15 protein-coding genes are annotated in these 18,116 nt (G+C 43.9%); 6 read left to right on the top strand and 9 right to left on the bottom strand.

What is annotated here, in order from left to right; all coding sequences use genetic code 11:
• The first annotated feature begins 2 nt into the window (after positions 1-2).
• Together ACSLUR_RS08105 and ACSLUR_RS08100 are read left to right on the top strand one after the other, a co-directional pair.
• A complete protein-coding gene (locus ACSLUR_RS08105) occupies positions 3-3,143 on the top strand; it encodes an efflux RND transporter permease subunit (RefSeq protein WP_448553478.1) in 3,141 nt (1,046 codons plus the stop codon).
• Positions 3,144-3,493: 350 nt separating this feature from the next.
• Positions 3,494-4,498, top strand: coding sequence for a cytochrome-c peroxidase (locus ACSLUR_RS08100; protein ID WP_448553476.1), 1,005 nt, complete (start codon positions 3,494-3,496; stop codon positions 4,496-4,498).
• A gap of 394 nt (positions 4,499-4,892) precedes the next feature.
• Here ACSLUR_RS08100 and ccoG read toward each other — a convergent pair whose 3' ends face one another.
• From ccoG to ispB, 3 genes are all read right to left on the bottom strand, one after another.
• Complete coding sequence (gene ccoG, locus ACSLUR_RS08095; protein ID WP_448553474.1) at positions 4,893-6,275, bottom strand: cytochrome c oxidase accessory protein CcoG; 1,383 nt, start codon at positions 6,273-6,275, stop codon at positions 4,893-4,895.
• A gap of 219 nt (positions 6,276-6,494) precedes the next feature.
• The gene (locus tag ACSLUR_RS08090; protein WP_448553472.1) at positions 6,495-7,970 is read right to left on the bottom strand and encodes a sigma-54 interaction domain-containing protein; all 1,476 of its coding nucleotides are present in this window, start codon (positions 7,968-7,970) and stop codon (positions 6,495-6,497) included.
• 123 nt (positions 7,971-8,093) lie between these two features.
• A complete protein-coding gene (gene ispB / locus ACSLUR_RS08085) occupies positions 8,094-9,065 on the bottom strand; it encodes an octaprenyl diphosphate synthase (protein ID WP_448553470.1) in 972 nt (323 codons plus the stop codon).
• A 230-nt stretch (positions 9,066-9,295) separates the two neighbouring features.
• On the opposite strand from ispB, the gene rplU reads away from it, so the two are divergent.
• The 3 genes from rplU (at position 9,296) to cgtA (ending at position 11,272) form a co-directional block, all read left to right on the top strand.
• On the top strand, positions 9,296-9,607 hold the full coding sequence (rplU, locus tag ACSLUR_RS08080) for a 50S ribosomal protein L21 (RefSeq protein ID WP_116001707.1): 312 nt from the start codon (positions 9,296-9,298) through the stop codon (positions 9,605-9,607).
• An 18-nt stretch (positions 9,608-9,625) separates the two neighbouring features.
• Positions 9,626-9,883 carry a 50S ribosomal protein L27 gene (rpmA, locus tag ACSLUR_RS08075; protein WP_116001706.1) on the top strand — a complete coding sequence of 86 codons (258 nt, stop codon included), beginning with the start codon at positions 9,626-9,628 and terminating at the stop codon, positions 9,881-9,883.
• Between the two features lie 225 nt (positions 9,884-10,108).
• A complete protein-coding gene (cgtA, locus tag ACSLUR_RS08070) occupies positions 10,109-11,272 on the top strand; it encodes an Obg family GTPase CgtA (protein WP_448553467.1) in 1,164 nt (387 codons plus the stop codon).
• Between the two features lie 85 nt (positions 11,273-11,357).
• Here cgtA and ACSLUR_RS08065 read toward each other — a convergent pair whose 3' ends face one another.
• The gene (locus tag ACSLUR_RS08065) at positions 11,358-12,164 is read right to left on the bottom strand and encodes a MipA/OmpV family protein (RefSeq protein WP_448553465.1); all 807 of its coding nucleotides are present in this window, start codon (positions 12,162-12,164) and stop codon (positions 11,358-11,360) included.
• Between the two features lie 213 nt (positions 12,165-12,377).
• On the opposite strand from ACSLUR_RS08065, the gene folA reads away from it, so the two are divergent.
• Positions 12,378-12,869, top strand: coding sequence for a type 3 dihydrofolate reductase (folA, locus tag ACSLUR_RS08060; protein ID WP_448553463.1), 492 nt, complete (start codon positions 12,378-12,380; stop codon positions 12,867-12,869).
• A 94-nt stretch (positions 12,870-12,963) separates the two neighbouring features.
• On the opposite strand, the gene ACSLUR_RS08055 is transcribed toward folA, so the two are convergent.
• The 5 genes from ACSLUR_RS08055 to rsmA all read right to left on the bottom strand — a co-directional run bounded on the left by ACSLUR_RS08055 (position 12,964) and on the right by rsmA (position 18,066).
• On the bottom strand, positions 12,964-13,476 hold the full coding sequence (locus ACSLUR_RS08055) for a putative 4-hydroxy-4-methyl-2-oxoglutarate aldolase (RefSeq protein ID WP_448553461.1): 513 nt from the start codon (positions 13,474-13,476) through the stop codon (positions 12,964-12,966).
• 249 nt (positions 13,477-13,725) lie between these two features.
• Entirely contained in the window at positions 13,726-15,744 is a 2,019-nt protein-coding gene (locus ACSLUR_RS08050; protein WP_448553459.1) for a methyl-accepting chemotaxis protein, read from the bottom strand.
• Between the two features lie 218 nt (positions 15,745-15,962).
• Complete coding sequence (locus tag ACSLUR_RS08045) at positions 15,963-16,769, bottom strand: symmetrical bis(5'-nucleosyl)-tetraphosphatase (RefSeq protein ID WP_448553458.1); 807 nt, start codon at positions 16,767-16,769, stop codon at positions 15,963-15,965.
• A gap of 47 nt (positions 16,770-16,816) precedes the next feature.
• Positions 16,817-17,215 carry a Co2+/Mg2+ efflux facilitator ApaG/CorD gene (gene apaG / locus ACSLUR_RS08040; protein ID WP_448553456.1) on the bottom strand — a complete coding sequence of 133 codons (399 nt, stop codon included), beginning with the start codon at positions 17,213-17,215 and terminating at the stop codon, positions 16,817-16,819.
• A 23-nt stretch (positions 17,216-17,238) separates the two neighbouring features.
• Positions 17,239-18,066, bottom strand: coding sequence for a 16S rRNA (adenine(1518)-N(6)/adenine(1519)-N(6))-dimethyltransferase RsmA (gene rsmA / locus ACSLUR_RS08035; protein ID WP_116001691.1), 828 nt, complete (start codon positions 18,064-18,066; stop codon positions 17,239-17,241).
• Positions 18,067-18,116 lie beyond the last annotated feature (50 nt).

Below are 18,116 nucleotides of genomic sequence, written 5' to 3'. Positions count from 1 at the left end.
TTATGTTATCTATGATAGATGCTGCGTTAACCCGTACCCGTTCGGTGTTGATGGTGTTTGTGTTGCTTTTGATTTCTGGCGCCATTACTTACGCGAATATTGCCAAAGAATCGAACCCTGACGTTACCATTCCATTTATTTATGTGTCTATGGTGCACGACGGCATTTCACCTGAAGATGCTGAGCGCATGCTCGTAAGGCCAATGGAAAGCGAGCTTAAATCGATTGCTGGTGTGAAGGAAATGACCGCCAATGCCAGTGAAGGACATGCCTCAGTAACACTAGAGTTTCTCGCTGGCCTCGATCCAAAAGAAGCGCTGGCAGATGTGCGCGACAAAGTCACCCTAGCGAAAGCGAAATTGCCGTCTGACTCGGAAGAGCCGGAAGTGCACGAAGTGACCATGGCCAATGAAGAGCCAGCGGTGACCGTGATTTTATCGGGTCCTGTGACGGAGCGCGGCTTGGTAACACTCGCGCGTGATATGCGCGATCGCATTGAAAGCTTGCAAGAAGTACTGGAAGTAGAAATCGGCGGTGATCGTGAAGACATGGTGGAAATCATTGTCGATCCGTTGCTAATGGAAAGCTACGGCCTAGATCAAAACGATATTTTTAACTTAGTTGAACGTAACAACCGTTTAGTGCCCGCCGGCACTATGGATACGGGCAAAGGGCGTTTCGCTGTTAAAGTCCCGTCAGTATTTGAAACTATTGATGACTTACTAGAACTGCCAATTAAAGTGAATGACGATCGCGTTATCACTTTTGCCGATGTCTCTACTGTTCGCCGTGCGTATAAAGATCCCTCTTCGTTTGCCCGATTAAACGGCGAGCGTTCGATTTCATTGGAAGTGAAAAAGCGCTCTGGCGAGAACATTATTGAAACCGTCAATAAGGTTAAAGCCTTAATTGAAGAGCAACGGGCTAAATGGCCGAATCAAGTGATGGTGGACTATGTTGGCGATCAGTCTGTCGATGTTAAAGACACCTTAAGCGACCTACAAAACAACGTATTGTCGGCCGTTTTACTGGTCGTGATCGTGGTCATCGCTGCGCTCGGCACACGCAGTGCCATGCTGGTAGGTTTAGCGATTCCCGGCGCATTTTTAACGGGTATTTTAGTGATTGCAATCGCCGGCTTAACCGTCAATATCGTTGTGCTGTTCGGTTTGATCATGGCGGTTGGTATGCTGGTTGACGGCGCCATTGTGGTTACTGAATTTGCCGATCGCCAAATGAGCGAAGGGGTCGAGCGAGTTAAAGCCTACCAAATGGCGGCGCGCCGCATGGCATGGCCGATTATCGCTTCAACAGCAACCACGCTGGCTGCCTTTGCACCGCTAATGTTCTGGCCGGGCATTATGGGTGAATTTATGAAGTACTTGCCGTTCACCTTGATTGCGGTATTAACGGCATCATTGGCTATGGCGTTAGTGTTTGTGCCAACAATTGGCGCGGTATTTGGTAAATCGCGGGCGATTAGCGCTGAAGAAAAAGCGCAAATGATTGAAGCTGAAGCAGGCGACCTAACTAAGCTTAAAGGTTTTACTGGCAAATACGTTGGCGTGTTGTCAAAAGCCATTCGCAACCCAGTTAAAGTATTACTTGGCACTATTGTCATCGCGATGCTTGTGATGTGGGGGTATGGCAAATCAGGCTTAGGGGCGATTTTCTTCCCAGAAGTAGAGCCGACCAGTGCGATGATGATGGTGCGCTCACATGGTGATTTATCTATCCATGAAAAAGACGAGATCATGCGTGAAATTGAAACACGTATCTTGCCGATTGACGATATTGAAACCTTATATACTCGCACCGGCGGTAATGATTTAGTCGGTACTTTCCGATTGAACTTTAAGAATTGGCAGTTGCGTCGCACTGCTGACGAGGTGATTAAAGATATTGAACAACGCACCGCCGATATGGCCGGTGTCGAAATCGAAGCTCGTAAAAACGAGCCGGGTCCATCGTCAGGTAAAGACTTAGTAGTCGAGCTAAGCTCTCGTTTCCCTGACAAGCTAGATGACAATGTTCGTATTGTTCGCAACGCCCTAGCTGCCAATGGCCAGTTTACCAACATTGAAGATACGGGTTCTAAACCGGGTATTGAATGGCAGTTGGATATTGACCGTGCACTCGCCGCGATTTACGGCGCAGATGCCGCGCTATTAGGTTCAACTGTACAAATGGTGACGAATGGTTTGAAGTTAGGGGAATATCGTCCTGATGACACTGATGACGAGTTAGATATTCGTGTTCGCTTCCCTGAAGACAAACGTAACTTAGGCCGTTTAGATACCATTCGTGTCAAAACTAATGAAGGCTTAGTGCCAGTTGGCAGTTTTGTTGAACGTACCGCAGCGCCAAAAGTTGATACCATCCGCCGCGTGGATGGCAAACGCGTGGTGACTGTACAAGCGAACTTAATACCCGGCGCTCAGTTGATCCAAGTGCTACCTGAACTTGAAGCCCAGTTGCCGACCTTAGGATTAGATCCCTTGGTGGATATAGCCATTAAAGGCCAAAATGAAGATCAGCAAGAATCGCAAGAGTTCTTGGTTAATGCGTTTGGTGTTGCTTTGTTTGTCATGGCGATTATTTTGGTCACCCAGTTTAATAGCTTCTATCAAGCATTTTTGATCTTAAGTGCCGTTGTTTTCTCAACCGTTGGCGTGTTCTTGGCGTTGATGATAGTGCAAAAGCCGTTCGGTATTGTGATGGGCGGTATTGGCGTAATTTCACTGGCAGGCATTGTCGTGAATAACAATATCGTGCTGATCGACACTTATAATGTACTGCGTCGCCAAGGTTTCCCAATTACCGATGCGATTTTACGCACCGGTGCACAGCGCTTACGCCCAGTTATGTTAACCACGATTACAACCATTTTGGGGTTAATGCCGATGGTATTGCAGGTTAATTTAGACTTCTTTAACCGCACTGCTGTGGTTGGCGCGCCGTCAACGCAATGGTGGGCACAGTTAGCAACGGCAATTGCTGGCGGCTTAGCGTTTGCGACCGTTTTAACCTTAGTATTAACGCCAACGCTACTGGCATTGCGCGATCGCCGCAAAGAAAAGAAATTAGCGAAAAAGCAAACCGCTGCGCCTGCTAAAGTTGAGAAGATCAGTGATGCCGCTTAGCGTGCGAGGCGAGCCTATTTAGTTGTTTTAAATAGGTTCTTAGTACCAATCATAAAAACGGTTAAGCTCCTTCGGGTTTAACCGTTTTTTACACTCAGATTCAATACACAGCTCTAGTAAACAATTGTCTATATTCAGCTTTAAATATTCAGCCCTCAACTTGTCACTTTAACCGACACTTCTTACTCGCTTGGTTGCTTTAGCAGGTATCTCATCTTGCTAGATTGGTTTTAGCTTAAACCTCAGCTTTAACAATTTATTACAGTGAAGTAATTACTCTAATGATAGTATTTTCAACAATTGTTTGGAAAACATATTTGGCTAATTATCAATCATCGAGGGCATTGGAGATGAAACAGCTTATTAAGAATTCAGGATTGGCGTTAGGTTTAGTACTATCGGCGTCAGCTAGCGCACAAGAACCTATTCAACCTATTGAACCAGCAACTAATATCAATCAAGCGCAAGCTGAATTGGGTAAGAAGCTGTACTTCGACCCGCGCTTGTCTAAGTCTGGTTTTATCTCATGTAACAGTTGTCACAATCTAAGCATGGGCGGTACTGATAACCTAACAACCTCGATTGGCCATAATTGGCAGCAAGGCCCGATCAACTCTCCAACAGTGCTTAATTCAAGCTTGAACTTTGTTCAGTTCTGGGACGGTCGTGCAAAAGACTTAAAAGCGCAAGCTGGTGGTCCAATTGCTAACCCGAAAGAAATGGCTTACAGCCACGATTTAGCGATTGAAATGCTGAGCTCAATTCCTGGTTATGTTGATGAGTTCAAAGCAACCTTTGGTGGTGAGCAAATGGATATTGAGCAAGTCACACAAGCAATTGCGGAATTTGAAAAAACCTTAGTAACACCAAATTCGCGTTTTGATTTGTGGCTAAAAGGCGATAAAAATGCGATTACTGCACAAGAGCAAGCGGGCTACAAATTGTTTAAAGAAAGTGGCTGTTCTGCTTGTCACAATGGCCCTGCCGTTGGTGGTACTATGTTCCAGAAAATGGGCCTAGTGAAAAAGTATGAAACAGCAAACCCTGCTCAAGGCCGATTCGATGTAACGGGTAATGAAGCGGATCGCCATAGTTTTAAAGTACCAACACTACGTAATGTTGAATTAACTTACCCGTACTTCCATGATGGCCAAGCTAAAACTTTAGCTAAAGCAGTTGAAATTATGGGACGAGTACAACTTGGTCGCGAATTCAATAAGCAAGAGATTGCTGACTTGGTAGCTTTCTTAAAGACACTAACAGGTGAGCAACCTAAGTTCGCATTACCAATTTTACCAGCGTCAACAGAGCGTACGCCGTTACCTGAGCCGTTTGAAGTCTCAGCAGCTGACTAGTCAGCGAGTTTTACCTAACGCGTAGTTAGCGTGCTAGAAAGCACATTAACTGGCAGATAGCATAAAAGCCGATAGTTTCTATCGGCTTTTTTTTGCCCTTTTTGTTGTTTTAATCATCTCTTTCTAAGCAGCTTATATTGCCAATCGACGTTAATAGCTTAGGTGTACTTTCAAGCATTAGCTTTCTTATCACTAGCCAGTGTGTGAGAGCTGACAGCGCTAATTAATAATAGAAATTGGCTGGTAGTGCTAAGCCAGAAGTTATGTTCAATGAATAGGCAGGGCTTACCCAAGTTTCATTTGGCACAAGATCCGCAAGGCCGTTCTTAAACAAAAAGACCCAAGTGGAATACTTGGGCCTCTCGTTTAGCGCTATTGTGCGGTGAGTATGTTGTTAACCCGCATAAAACTTGATGGATTTAGTGACGTCCACCTCATCGCTATTATTGGCGGTAATTCGAATATTTAGCGAAGTGACACCTTGTGGTAACTGCTCAGGCGGCGCTGTTAAGGTGAAGGGCACAACCAACATTTCTAACGCTTGTGCATTCAATGGCTCCGATAACGATAGTTCAATGTCCTCTTGCCCTTCAATACTCAAAGTAAAGCTTTCGGCATGCTGTAACTTGTTAGTGAGCTTAAGTTGATAGCTGTTTTCAATATGGCCATCGAAGGTAGTGCGATAAAGCACGTTTCTGTCACGTAATACCGATGCTTCAATCGGTGAACGCGTCGCGATAAAGAAACCCATCAATACAAACATGGCAAGGGTAAATGCGCCATAAGCTGCTATTTTCGGTCTAAAAGGTGAGACGTGTTTGCCTGCTAAGGCATTTTCACTGGTAAAGCGAATTAAGCCTTGTGAGTAGTTGAATTGGCTCATAGTTTGATTACAGGCATCAACACAGGCACCACAGCTAATACATTCGTATTGCAGGCCATTGCGGATATCAATGCCCGCAGGGCAAACATCAACACATAAGTTACAATCAACACAATCACCTAAGCCCAGTGCTTTTGGATCGTCTTTACGTTTGCGACGGCCACGATTTTCACCACGGACTTTATCATAGGCGATGAGTAGGGTGTTTTTATCAAACATGGCCGATTGAAAACGTGAATACGGGCACATATAAATGCACATTTTCTCACGTAAAAAGCCTGCATTGCCCCAAGTGCACAGAGCGAATAAGCCGACCCAGAAATACACCAAGCCTGACCAGCTCAGAGTGAAGAGCTCGCTATATAAGGTTTTTACCGGAATAAAGTACGACATAAATGTCACTGCGGTAAAAAATGATAGCACTAACCAAATAAGGTGCTTTGCACCTTTCTTTTTGATCTTGTCAGCGTTCCATTCTTGCTTATCAAGGCGGATGCGCTGATTACGATTACCTTCAATTTTCTCTTCTACCCAAATAAATAAAAACATCCAAATGGTTTGCGGACACATAAAACCGCACCACACCCGGCCTAGCCAGGTAGTAAAGAAAAACAGCGCAAAGGCGCCGACCATAAAGAGTGCCGCTAACGCGGTAAGGTCCTGTGGGAAAAAGGTAATAGAGAAAATACGAAATTGCTGGGCTGCCACATCGAGCAAGATGGCTTGTTGGCCTTGGTACGGGATCCAAGGGATCAAGACAAAGATCAGCATTAGGATCATGCTGCTGTATTTGCGCAGCTTGGCGTAAAACCCTTGCTGAAGACGAACATAGATACCTTCATCATGCTTGTATGGCTTGATGATCATATCTTCTTCTTTGATATCAAATTTCATGGTGTGCCCTCTAAACTACATCACAGGGCATATCGCAATTTAAGTGCCAACCTCTTAAAACTTTTAACGTATTGAATTTGTTAACTATTAGTTATTTTTGAAAAGATGTGGTCGACGATATATCGTGGTTTAAAATGCTTGTGGCACGATATATCGTGGTTTGAAGCTAAGCTGTTGTATCAGATTTGTTGATTTGTGTTAGTAACGCAGTGATACGTGCTAGCTCGACGCGCGTTTAATCCCTAACTTTTGCATTTTAGAGCGCAGCGTACTGTCGGCTAAGCCCAAATGTTTAGCTGCACCTGACTCGCCACCTATACGCCATTGGCATTGCTCAAGTACTTGGCGAATATAGCTAGCCTGCACTTCATCAAGTGTTTGGGCAATCGTGTTATTAATGGCAGTTGATTGCTGAATACTTAACTGCGGAGCTGTTGTTGAACCATGAATATGCTCGTTAGGTAGCGCCAAATTTAGCTCTGAGCTGGTGGATAATATCATTTCACGCTCAATAATATTTTGCAGCTCCCTTACATTTCCCGGCCAGTGATAGCCAGTTAAAGCGTTAAGGCTATCTTTGCTAATTGCGGTAACTTGCTTAGCTAACTTGCGATTTAAGCGCTCGATAATTTGTTCACACAATAATGGAATATCGTCAACGCGTGCTCTGAGCGGCGGCATCTCCAGTGGAAAAACGTTGAGCCGATAGTACAAGTCCATACGAAACTCGCCATTATCCACCATAGCTTTAAGATCGCGATTGGTGGCTGCGATCAATCGTATATCGACTTTAATGGTTTTGTTGCCACCAACTCGTTCAAATTCTTGCTCTTGGATAACGCGCAGTAGCTTACTTTGCGCCTCCAACGATAGTTCACCCACCTCATCTAAAAATAGCGTGCCATGATTGGCTAATTCAAATTTACCTTTGCGTGTTTCATTAGCGCCGGTAAATGCACCTTTTTCATGGCCAAATAGCTCAGACTCTAACAAACTAGGGGTAAACGCAGCGCAGTTGACTTTGATCATCGGCTTTTTCGCGCGATTGCTGTGGGCGTGCAGTTGTCTGGCGGCAAGCTCTTTGCCTGTGCCGTTTTCACCTAAAATCAGCACAGTTGAGTTGGTATTAGCCACTAGTTTTATTTGTGAAACTAATCGCTGCATGACCAGGCTATTGCCAGTTAACGAGCTAGCCGTCCATTGCTGTTTCAGTTCACTTTGCAGGTAATGATTTTCTGCTTGCAGTTGCTCGGTCAGTGACTGAATTTTTTTCAAGGCGATTTGTAGCGCTTGTTCATTATTTTTTTGCTCCGTGACATCACGAAATACCGCAACTGCACCAATCACTTTATTATTATGAAAAACAGCTGTTGAAGTATATTCCACTGGAAAAGCGCTACCGTCTTTTCGCCAAAACACTTCATCGCTAATTTGTCGGCTAATGCCATCTTGTGCGGTTGCGTAAATGTTGCACTCGCAAGCAGGATAAGGGCTGCCATCAGCTCGGGTGTGATGATGGTATTGGTGGATCTTTTTGCCTAACAGCTCGCTTGCATCCCACCCCGTCATCCGCTCAGCTGCTGCGTTGATAAAAATCGCATTGCCTTGGGTGTCGAAACCGTAAACCCCTTCACCGACGGCGTTAAGCAATAAGTCGGAATTGGCGAGTAGTTGTTTTAAGTTGGCAGCGGTCATTTAGTTATCAGTCCACAACAAGTTAAGCCACAAAAAGCTAAGCCACAAAGTAAATAGGCCACGAAATGTCGTGGCCTATTTTAGAATAAATTGAGGTGGATTTGTAGCTCGCGCTGTTAACGCTTATGCGCTGCGATTAGCAGCAATATGCGCAAGGGCGATTAATGCACTTTTATAATCGTTATCAGGTAATACAGAAAGAGCAGAAATCGCTTTATCAGCCTCTTCTTCTGCTTTTTGTTGGGTATAGGTTAATGCACCAGTTTCATCTAACGCTGCTAAGATTTCGTCAAGGTGTTCCATACCGTTGCAATGTTCAATAGCGTCGCGAATTAGCTGACGTTGTGCTTCGCTGCCGTTTGCCATTGCATATAATAGTGGTAATGTTGGTTTCCCTTCTGACAGATCGTCACCGACATTTTTGCCCATTTCTTTGGCATCGGCGGTGTAATCCATAATGTCATCGACTAGTTGGAACGCTGTACCTAAGTGCTTACCGTAATCTGCTAATGCTTGTTCGATCTTAGGATCAGATCCTGCGATCACCGCAGCTAGTTGAGTTGCAGCTTCAAACAAGCGAGCTGTTTTGCAGTAAATCACCTGCATATAGCTGTCTTCAGTGGTGTCAGGATCATTACAATTCATTAATTGCAGTACTTCACCCTCTGCAACCACATTAGTCGTATCCGACAGAATTTCCATGATGCGCATATTTTTTAGCGTTACCATCATCTGAAATGAGCGGGTATATAAGAAGTCACCTACTAATACACTGGCACTATTGCCAAATAAGGCGTTGGCAGTTTCTCGACCACGGCGTAGTGACGACTCATCAACTACATCATCGTGTAATAATGTCGCGGTATGAATAAACTCAACGATCGCGGCGATCGCAATATGATCCTTTCCCTTATATTGGATCGCTTGTGCTGCTAAAACACTCAATAATGGGCGCATGCGCTTGCCACCAGCGTTGACAATATAGACACCTAATTGATTAATTAACGCCACATCGGAATTTAGCTGGCTGTAGATAAGATCGTTCACTTCGGTCATGTCTTGACGGGCAAGTGACTGAATATCGGTTAAATTCATAGCAGGGAAAAGAGGAATTTTTTGATGTTGATTAGCGCTAAGTTTACACGAAAAACACTAGCGATGAATAGGGCTAAAGCGAGCTTCCTACGGGCTTGATAAATAATCAACAATAAAAGTGATTTTAGCCTTGCGATCATAGATTCCTTCGCGTAGAATTCGCGCCCTATATTTTTAAATTTAAGCACCTAGAATGTTCACAAAACAAGCAGGTGCGGTACGGAGTAGCTATGTACGCGGTATTCCAAAGCGGTGGTAAACAGCACCGTGTAACTGAAGGTCAAACAGTTCGCTTAGAAAAGCTTGAACTAGAAGTTGGCGCTACAGTTGAGTTCGATAATGTTTTAATGATCGCTAACGGCGAAGACATCAAAGTTGGTGCGCCTTTAGTTGAAGGTGGCAAGGTTACAGCTGAAGTTGTTTCTCAAGGTCGTGGCGATAAAGTTAAAATCGTTAAGTTCAAACGTCGTAAGCATTCACGCAAGCAGATGGGTCATCGCCAATGGTTCACTGAAGTGAAAATTACTGGTATTAACGGCTAATTTTAGGAGCATTTCAAGATGGCACATAAGAAGGCAGCAGGTAGTACCAAGAACGGTCGCGATTCAGAAAGTAAACGCCTAGGTGTTAAGCGTTTCGGTGGTGAGTCAGTTTTAGCTGGTAACATCATCGTTCGTCAACGTGGTACTAAGTTCCACGCTGGTAACAACATGGGTATTGGTAAAGACCACACATTATTCGCTTTAACTGACGGTAAAGTTCAGTTTGAAGTTAAAGGTCCTAAAAACCGTAAGTTCGTTAGCATCGTTGCTGAATAATTTACTGTTTAACCTATCGAAAAGCCCTGCTACTAAGTAGCGGGGCTTTTTTTTGTCTACATCCATGCATCTCGAAGTGGCATTGGGGGTATACAAGTAAATACAATTGTCCAATTGGGCAACAAGCTAAAATCGCTTATAATTAGCGTTGCGCTAGGTAAAGTAAGCGTTCAGCTGTCATTTTAAGACAGTGGAAATGATTAGTTCGGAGCATTTGACACTTAAATGAAATTCGTTGATGAAGTTGAGATCCGCGTCGAAGCGGGTGATGGCGGTAATGGCTGTGTAAGCTTTCGCCGAGAAAAATATATCGAATTTGGTGGCCCAGACGGTGGTGATGGCGGCGACGGCGGTGACGTATACCTAGTTGCTGACGAAAACCTTAACACGCTAATTGACTACCGCTTTGAACGTTTCCACAAAGCTGAGCGTGGTCAAAACGGTATGTCGCGTAACTGTACTGGTAAAGGCGGTAAAGACTTGTTTTTAAAAGTGCCTGTAGGTACACGCGCTGTTGATGTCGATACGGGCGAGCAAGTGGGCGATCTGACCAAGCACGAGCAGCAGTTAATGGTTGCTAAAGGCGGCTGGCACGGTTTAGGTAATAACCGCTTTAAAAGTAGTACTAACCGCGCACCACGCCAGAAAACTGATGGCACACCGGGCGAAATCCGCAATCTTCAGCTTGAGTTACTACTACTTGCCGATGTTGGTTTGTTAGGCTTACCTAATGCGGGTAAATCAACGTTGATTCGCAGTGTTTCGGCAGCGAAGCCAAAAGTTGCTGATTACCCATTTACTACCTTAGTACCTAACTTAGGTGTGGTGCGTTTAAATTCACAGCGTAGCTTTGTTATTGCCGATATTCCGGGTCTTATTGAAGGCGCGGCTGATGGTGCAGGCTTAGGGACAACATTCTTGCGTCATCTTGAGCGTTGTCGTGTATTACTGCATGTGATTGATGTTATGCCAGTTGATGGCAGCGATCCTGTAGAGAATGCAAAAACCATCATTGGTGAACTAGAACAACATTCGGAAAAACTTGCAGACAAGCCTCGTTGGCTAGTGCTTAACAAATTAGACTTGTTGCTTGATGAAGAAGCCGAAGAACTTAAGCAAGAAATCATCGAAGGACTTGGCTGGGAAGGTGAAGTACACACCATTTCAGCATTCAACAAAATGGGCACAGAGCAGCTGTGTGCTGATTTGATGAACTTTATTGATGCGCTACCTGCCGAAGAAGAAGCGGAAGACGACGATCAAAAAGTCGAGTTTAAGTGGGATACTTACCATCAAGACGCCATGTCAGATATCGACGAAGACGACGATGATTGGGATGACGATGATGACGACTACTGGGATGAAAACGTCGTATACACCAAAGAATAAGTATATTGCTAAGTTATTAATTTCAAATTAAAAAGAGCGGTTTCATCCGCTCTTTTGTTTTTTGGCGATATGATTTTAGGGTTTATCAAAAAGAGTAAGCGGCCCCTAAAATTGCAATTGATTGGCTATCGTCTGCTACGAGCGGGCTATCAGCAATTTCACTACCTAAGAAGTTTACGCCTAAACTACCCAGCACCAGCCAATTGTCTGTCACTCGATAAGCGCCAATAGCTGCGAGTGAGACATTTAAGGCTAAGTCTCCTTCATAACCATTAACTCCGTAGTAGTAGTTCACTGTGTCTTTACTGAGTACTTCAATCTTACTTGATGTCGAAAGGGAAAATTTAGGGGAGAAAACCATCGTATAAGAAGCTCTAAGGATCAACTCAATGCCAGGATCCTCACCGTAGAAATTTTCGTCGGCACTCGCTGTAAGTAGCGAAACTTCGGTACTAAAACCATTATTACTATATTCGATGTTGACCCCTGCTAAAATTGCGTCATCAGTTTCATTAAACTGAGGGCCTGAAAGATCTAGGGAGTCACTCAAACTAGCTACTAAGTCTTCGCGCTCCCAGCCGCGACGAAAGCCGATTTCAAGACCCGCATTTAGGTAGCTATTTTGCGGTTGCCAAAACCACCAGCCACCGCGATTAAAGCGAAAGTAGAATTTATCTTGGTACGTTAAATTGATGATAGGTAAGACTTCTGTTTCGTTTTCGCTGCCACCAATGTATTCGGGTACCGACATTGCGCCTAGCCCTAACATTCCTTTTACGCCAGACCCTTTTGCTGTATCAATGTCAGGCACTTCGCCCAAATTGGCATAGCTTGTTGTGCTGGCTAGCGATAAGACGATGATCAAACTAAGATCTCGCAAAGTTACTTTCATGCTTGTTCCCTTATAGTCGTTAATGCCTTTTATTACTTAACTCGCCATGTATGACTCAAGTAAATATATAGTCGTAAATAACTGAATACACAAAAGCTTAATGGCACTTACGCTAAAACTTTTCTATGACGCGGGTTAATGATTTTTCGAGCGTAGCCTTTATCTAGCTTCTGTTTTAGAATCTGGCCTTTAGATTTTGTAAGTAGATAAATAATGACTGTACTTTCGATGATAGTGGCTCATGCTGATAATAGAGTTATTGGCAAAGATAATGACATGCCCTGGCACTTACCTGCTGATCTTGCCTACTTTAAGCAAACCACGCTTGGTAAACCTGTGGTCATGGGACGTAAAACCTTTGAGTCGATAGGTCGGCCATTACCGGGGCGTCAAAATATAGTGATTACACGCAATACTGCTTATGTTGCTGATGGTGTTGAAGTCGTTGATTCGATCGAAGCTGCATTAGCGTTAACGCAGGACGTTGAAGAAGTTATGGTGATAGGCGGTGGCGCAATTTACCAGCACTGCTTGCCAGCGGCTAATAAACTTTATATAACCCATATTGAAGCAAGTATTGAGGGTGATACCCAATTTCCTGAATACGATATAGAAAAGGATTGGCTGTTAACCTCGAATACCGTGCGAGCGGCGGATGAGAAAAATGCTTACGCACTTAATTTTTGTGTTTATGAGCGCAAGTGATCAAATCGTTATATAGCTCTGTAGAAAAGAAAAAGCAGTAGGCGTTATCGCTACTGCTTTTTTAAATGATTTAATCGTATAGCGTAAAACTAGATTAGCTTTCCGGTAGTGCTAACTTCTTCGCTGAGATCAATACACCATTAAGGTCGGCATACACCCAATCGCCAGGTTTTACGGTTACACCAGCAAAGCGAATATCAATATCTTGATCCCCTAAACCGCGTTTATCAGTTTTAATAGGAATGGTGCCTAAGGCTTTGACGCCAATCGCCATTTGGTTGATAGTAGCAGCGTCACGAAGACAGCCGTTAATGACAACTCCCGCCCAGCCGTTAGCAATTGCCTCTTCTGCAAGCATATCGCCAATTAAGGCTCTGCGCATCGAAGCACCACCGTCAACAACCATGACTTTACCTTGACCAGGTGTGCCAACGAGTTTTTTTACCACTGAATTGTCTTCAAAACACTTTACTGTGACTGCTTGTCCACAAAATACCTGATGTTGACCATAGCTATTAAATTGAGTTTCAAAAACATTTACGTCATTAGGGAAGTGATCACAAAGATCAGGAAGAAGATCGAAATCGCGTGTTGGGATCGTTTGCATGTGCTAGCCATTGTCCATAAAAAATGAGTCGAATAGCCACGATAACTTAGCTGATAAGGGAAAGTAAATTATTCTAATTAATAGTGGCCATGTAATACCTATTCTCGCAGTAAAATGCTCACCTAAGAGCTAATTTATCGGCTCAGGTGCAAGAAAAGATTATGCGGATTCGTACAACCTTCTGGCGCGAAAGCTAGGCATAAAAAAAGCCGCTACTGCGGCTTTTTCGTAAATTATCTGCGGCTTAAATTACAACTTAAATTCCTGTACAGATTGTTGTAATTCTTCTGATAAACGAGCCACTTCGCTACTTGAACTTGCGGTTTGCTGAGAGCCCGCCGTGGTTTGCTCGGCTATGGCAACAATCGACTCTAAGTTCTCACTGATTTCATGTGCGACCACACTTTGCTCTTCGGCAGCTGTAGCAATTTGTGAGCTGCGATCAAAGGCCTCGTGAACAGCATGGGTAATCGTTTCTAACGCTTTATCTGCATTTTCACTTTGCTCAACACAGTTAGCTGCTTGTGATTTACCAGTCTCCATCACAGATACAGCTTTTTCCGCACCTGTTTGCAACACTTCAATCATGTTTTGGATTTCTTGTGTCGACTCTTGAGTACGGCTTGCTAGCGTGCGAACTTCATCGGCTACTACGGCAAAACCTCGGCCTTGTTCGCCAGCACGAGCGGCCTCAATCGCTGCGTTTAGTGCAAGTAAGTTAGTTTGCTCGGCAATACCACGAATTACATCTAAGATGCCACCAATCGAGGCACTGTCTTGCTGTAACTTGTTGATCACTTGCGAAGCTGACTCGACTTCTTCTGCTAACAATTGAATGGTTTCACGGTTTTTACCTGAGATCACCTTGATACGCTCAGCTTCATCGTCAGCTTGCTTAATTTCACCAAGTGCGTCATTAGCACTTGATAATACGCTTTGTGACGTACTGCTCATTTCTGTGGTTGCAGATGCCGCTTGCTCTACTTGGTTACGTTGCTCTTCAATCGCCGTTGTGCTTTGAGCCGTTACTGCTGACGTTTGCTCAGCCGCTGCTGCTAGCTGCGTTGAGCGGCTAACAATGCCTTCAATCAGGTTACGGAGACTGTCAATTAACGCATTACAGTTACGTGATAATTGCGCAAATTCATCACTGCCGCTGTCGTCAAGCTTATGGGAAAGATCGCCTGAGGCAACAATGTTTAGCATATCGTTAACACGACCTAATGGGCGCGTAATGCTGACTAGTGTAATGCGGGTAATTGCAATCGCAGCAATGATTGAAATAATCATGATTACGATGGTTTGCGTGTTACCTGAATTGACCGCATCACTTACCATTTGGTTAGTGGTGTTAGTCGTCTCATTCGCCAGCTTAATTTGCTTAGCCAGAATTTCATTAGCGTTAGCAACTTCTACTTTACCAGCATCTAACGCTGCTGTTGCTTGGGCAATTGCAGTAAGCTCAGTGGTTTTATTATTGATAATGCTGCCGTTGGCACCAATCAGTTCGCTAATTTGTTCAAAGGCACTGGCTAAGTCATCAGCTTCTGATGTTGCGCCTGCGCTTTCAAGTTCTGATTTAACGTCATTGATGCTACGTTCTAATTCGCCGAACGCGTTGTTAATTTCACGGCCAATTAAGCCAACGGTTTGCGAATTGTAGGCATCACGGTATTCAAATGCTGAACTAACAATACCGTTTAGTGAGGTTTCAATTATCTCACCCATATCCACAGCACGCTGTAATTTTGAATCTGCTAGGTCGTGGTCGGCTAAATCAAGTAGTAAAGTTGCCGCATCATCAGCAGTTTCTTCAAGACTATCGACATTATCTGACAACTCACTACCTTGCTCGATCGCCTGCTGACGGTTGTCAAAAACCAGTTTAACGTCTTTGTCGAATGCCGCGTAAACAGCATCAACTTTGTCTAAGTTGTTTTTAAGCTCGGCTTCATCCTTAACAACTAACTTAAGTGCTTTTAATTGACTGCTAAATTTTGCATTAGCGGCTTCGTAAGTTTGTCTATTCTCGTTCAGTGGTCCAAGCTCATCCTTGTGATAACCTTGCAAGGTCATATTACCCATTTGGGTTAGCTCAACCATTAATTGGTTGCTGCCAGCAAGGGTTGGAATCGCCAGTTCACTTACTCTATTTGTTGAGTCGTGAATGGTGTTGAGGTTGAACAATGAAGAAACACTGGTAACTACAAGCATTACCGCAAGAATACTAAAACCACCAATAATCTTTATTGCGACGGTTAAATTCATAAACACTACCTTCTGGATTCGGGGCAAAGCACTATCTGTTACTTTGGCCAATAATTTGTATGCTAGTGTGCGAGATCTTTATTTTTATTGTTTTTGGCTAAATATATTTGGCTTATATTGTCTATTAAATTGCTCAATATTTAGCTGCACGCCGCCATTATAACAAGCGCATTAAGATTTTCATTAAAAGATAGCAAAGTATTAGCTTATTGTTTGAACTAGCTAAGCCTTTGTTGGGTGAATTGTTTTCTGTCGTGCCAGCGCAGCATGGTCAAGTGGTTTCCCCAAACGCAGCCAGTATCTAAAGCGTAAATATTTTTATACGGGCAATCGCCCATTAACGCGGCCCAGTGGCCAAATATCCAAGCTTTATTTTTTAGCTTAGCGAGTTCGAACCAAGGCTTTAGTCCTTTAGGAGCTTTTCGTGGTTGTTCCTTGCAGGCAAAGTCTAAGGTGCCATCAGCATAGCAGTAACGCATGCGGGTGAAGGCATTTACAGTGTAACGAAAGCGCTCTTCCTTATTAGTGACTAAGTGCCAATCGTTTGGCTGTTCGCCGTACATGATAGACAACCACTTTTCACGTTTCTTCCCTGCAATTTTCTTGTGCGCAAACGCTGCGTTCTTAACAGCCTGTTTGATGGACCATTGCGGCGCTAAACCAGCGTGAGACATAAAACCGTCTTGGTTAGGCAACTCTAGTAACAATGGATGTTGAGCAAGCCAGTCACATAAAGATGAAAAATTAGGAGCATTTAACAGCGGTGATAGATGATCAGAGGGTTTTGCGTTCTTTAGCCCTGCGGCAATGGCAAGCAGGTGCAAATCATGGTTACCTAATACAAAATTAGCACTAGCGCCTAGCGATTTGACAAATTCTAGCGTTTCTAACGATTGTTTCCCGCGCGCCACTATGTCGCCAGCAAGCCACAGTTGATCTTGCTTTGGGTTAAATTTTGCTTTTATTAACAAGGCATCTAGCTCATCAAAGCAGCCTTGAATATCGCCGACTAAATATAACGCCATAGTGCTTTATTTGTTCAACAGCTTCCTAAATGACTTAAACATGGTGATTAATTGAGAATATTAGGTAATGCGAGGCGAAATACAGGAATATCTATCCAAAATTGTTGCTGATTTGGCGCAATCATTTGGTATTGCCCCTGCATTGTTCCAACTGGTGTGTTAAACACCGAACCACTGGTGTAGGTATAGGTTTGGCCGGGAGCTATGGTTGGCTGCTGACCTACAACGCCTTCGCCTTCTACTTCCGAACGCTCGCCGTTTGCATCGGTAATTAACCAGCGCCTGCTGAGCAGTTGCACTGGCGTATTGCGCAAATTTTCAATGCTAATCGTATAGCTAAACACATACTGTTGCTTGTCGGCATCAGATTGGTTGGGAAGGTACTGGCTAACAACGGATACTGATACATCATCAGTAACCGCTGTATATGGCGAAGGATTATTCATCAACTAGGTTACTCGACTACTTCTTATTCGGCTAAAGAATCACTGCTCGATTTATTGGCATGAATATAATTAGCTAAGCTGATGTAGTTATCAATTGTTAAATTTTCTGGTCGCAATGTTGGTGTTAGCCCAAGTGACTCTAACTCTTCTGCTGTTACTAGCTTTTTAAAGCTATTGCGAATCGTTTTGCGACGTTGGTTAAATGCCGTGACACAGACACTATTGAGGGTGGTCAAACAGGCGACTTCATTTTTGATTTCACGACGAGGGATCAAACGCACAATTGCAGAATCTACTTTGGGTGGCGGCTGAAATGCTTCCGGACCAATTTCCATCACGGATTCAACCTGACATTGGTACTGCGTCATAATCGACAAACGACCATAAGCCTTTGAGTCAGGCTGTGCTGCCATGCGGTCAACCACTTCTTTTTGCAGCATAAAGTGCATATCTTGGATATCCGCTTTAAAGCTAAGCAAATGGAATATCAGTGGCGTTGAAATATTATAGGGTAAGTTACCAAATACCCGTAGCGGTTTTTCGTCTGTCGCAAGTTGGGCAAAATCAAATTTTAGCGCGTCAATTTCATGAATCGTTAAATGTTCTGCCAAAAATGGATGATGACGCAAGCGCTCCGCTAAGTCGCGATCAAGTTCAACAACAGAAAGCTTACCCGCACGTTCTACAACGGGTTCGGTTAAGGCACCTAAGCCTGGGCCAATTTCAATTAGGTTCTCACCCGGCTCTGGGTTAATGGCATCAACAATGCGGCTAATAATGGCATCGTTATGCAAGAAGTTTTGACCAAAACGCTTTTTCGCCTGATGGCCTAAATGGGTGTTTTTACTCATCTACTCTTTTTACTTGTGTATTTGGGCTTTGCTTAACTCAGCTCAACAGG

This window comes from Thalassotalea montiporae (assembly GCF_053485855.1).
The sequence above is the reverse complement of the archived record's forward strand: the minus strand, read 5'-3'. Positions and strand labels throughout refer to the sequence as shown.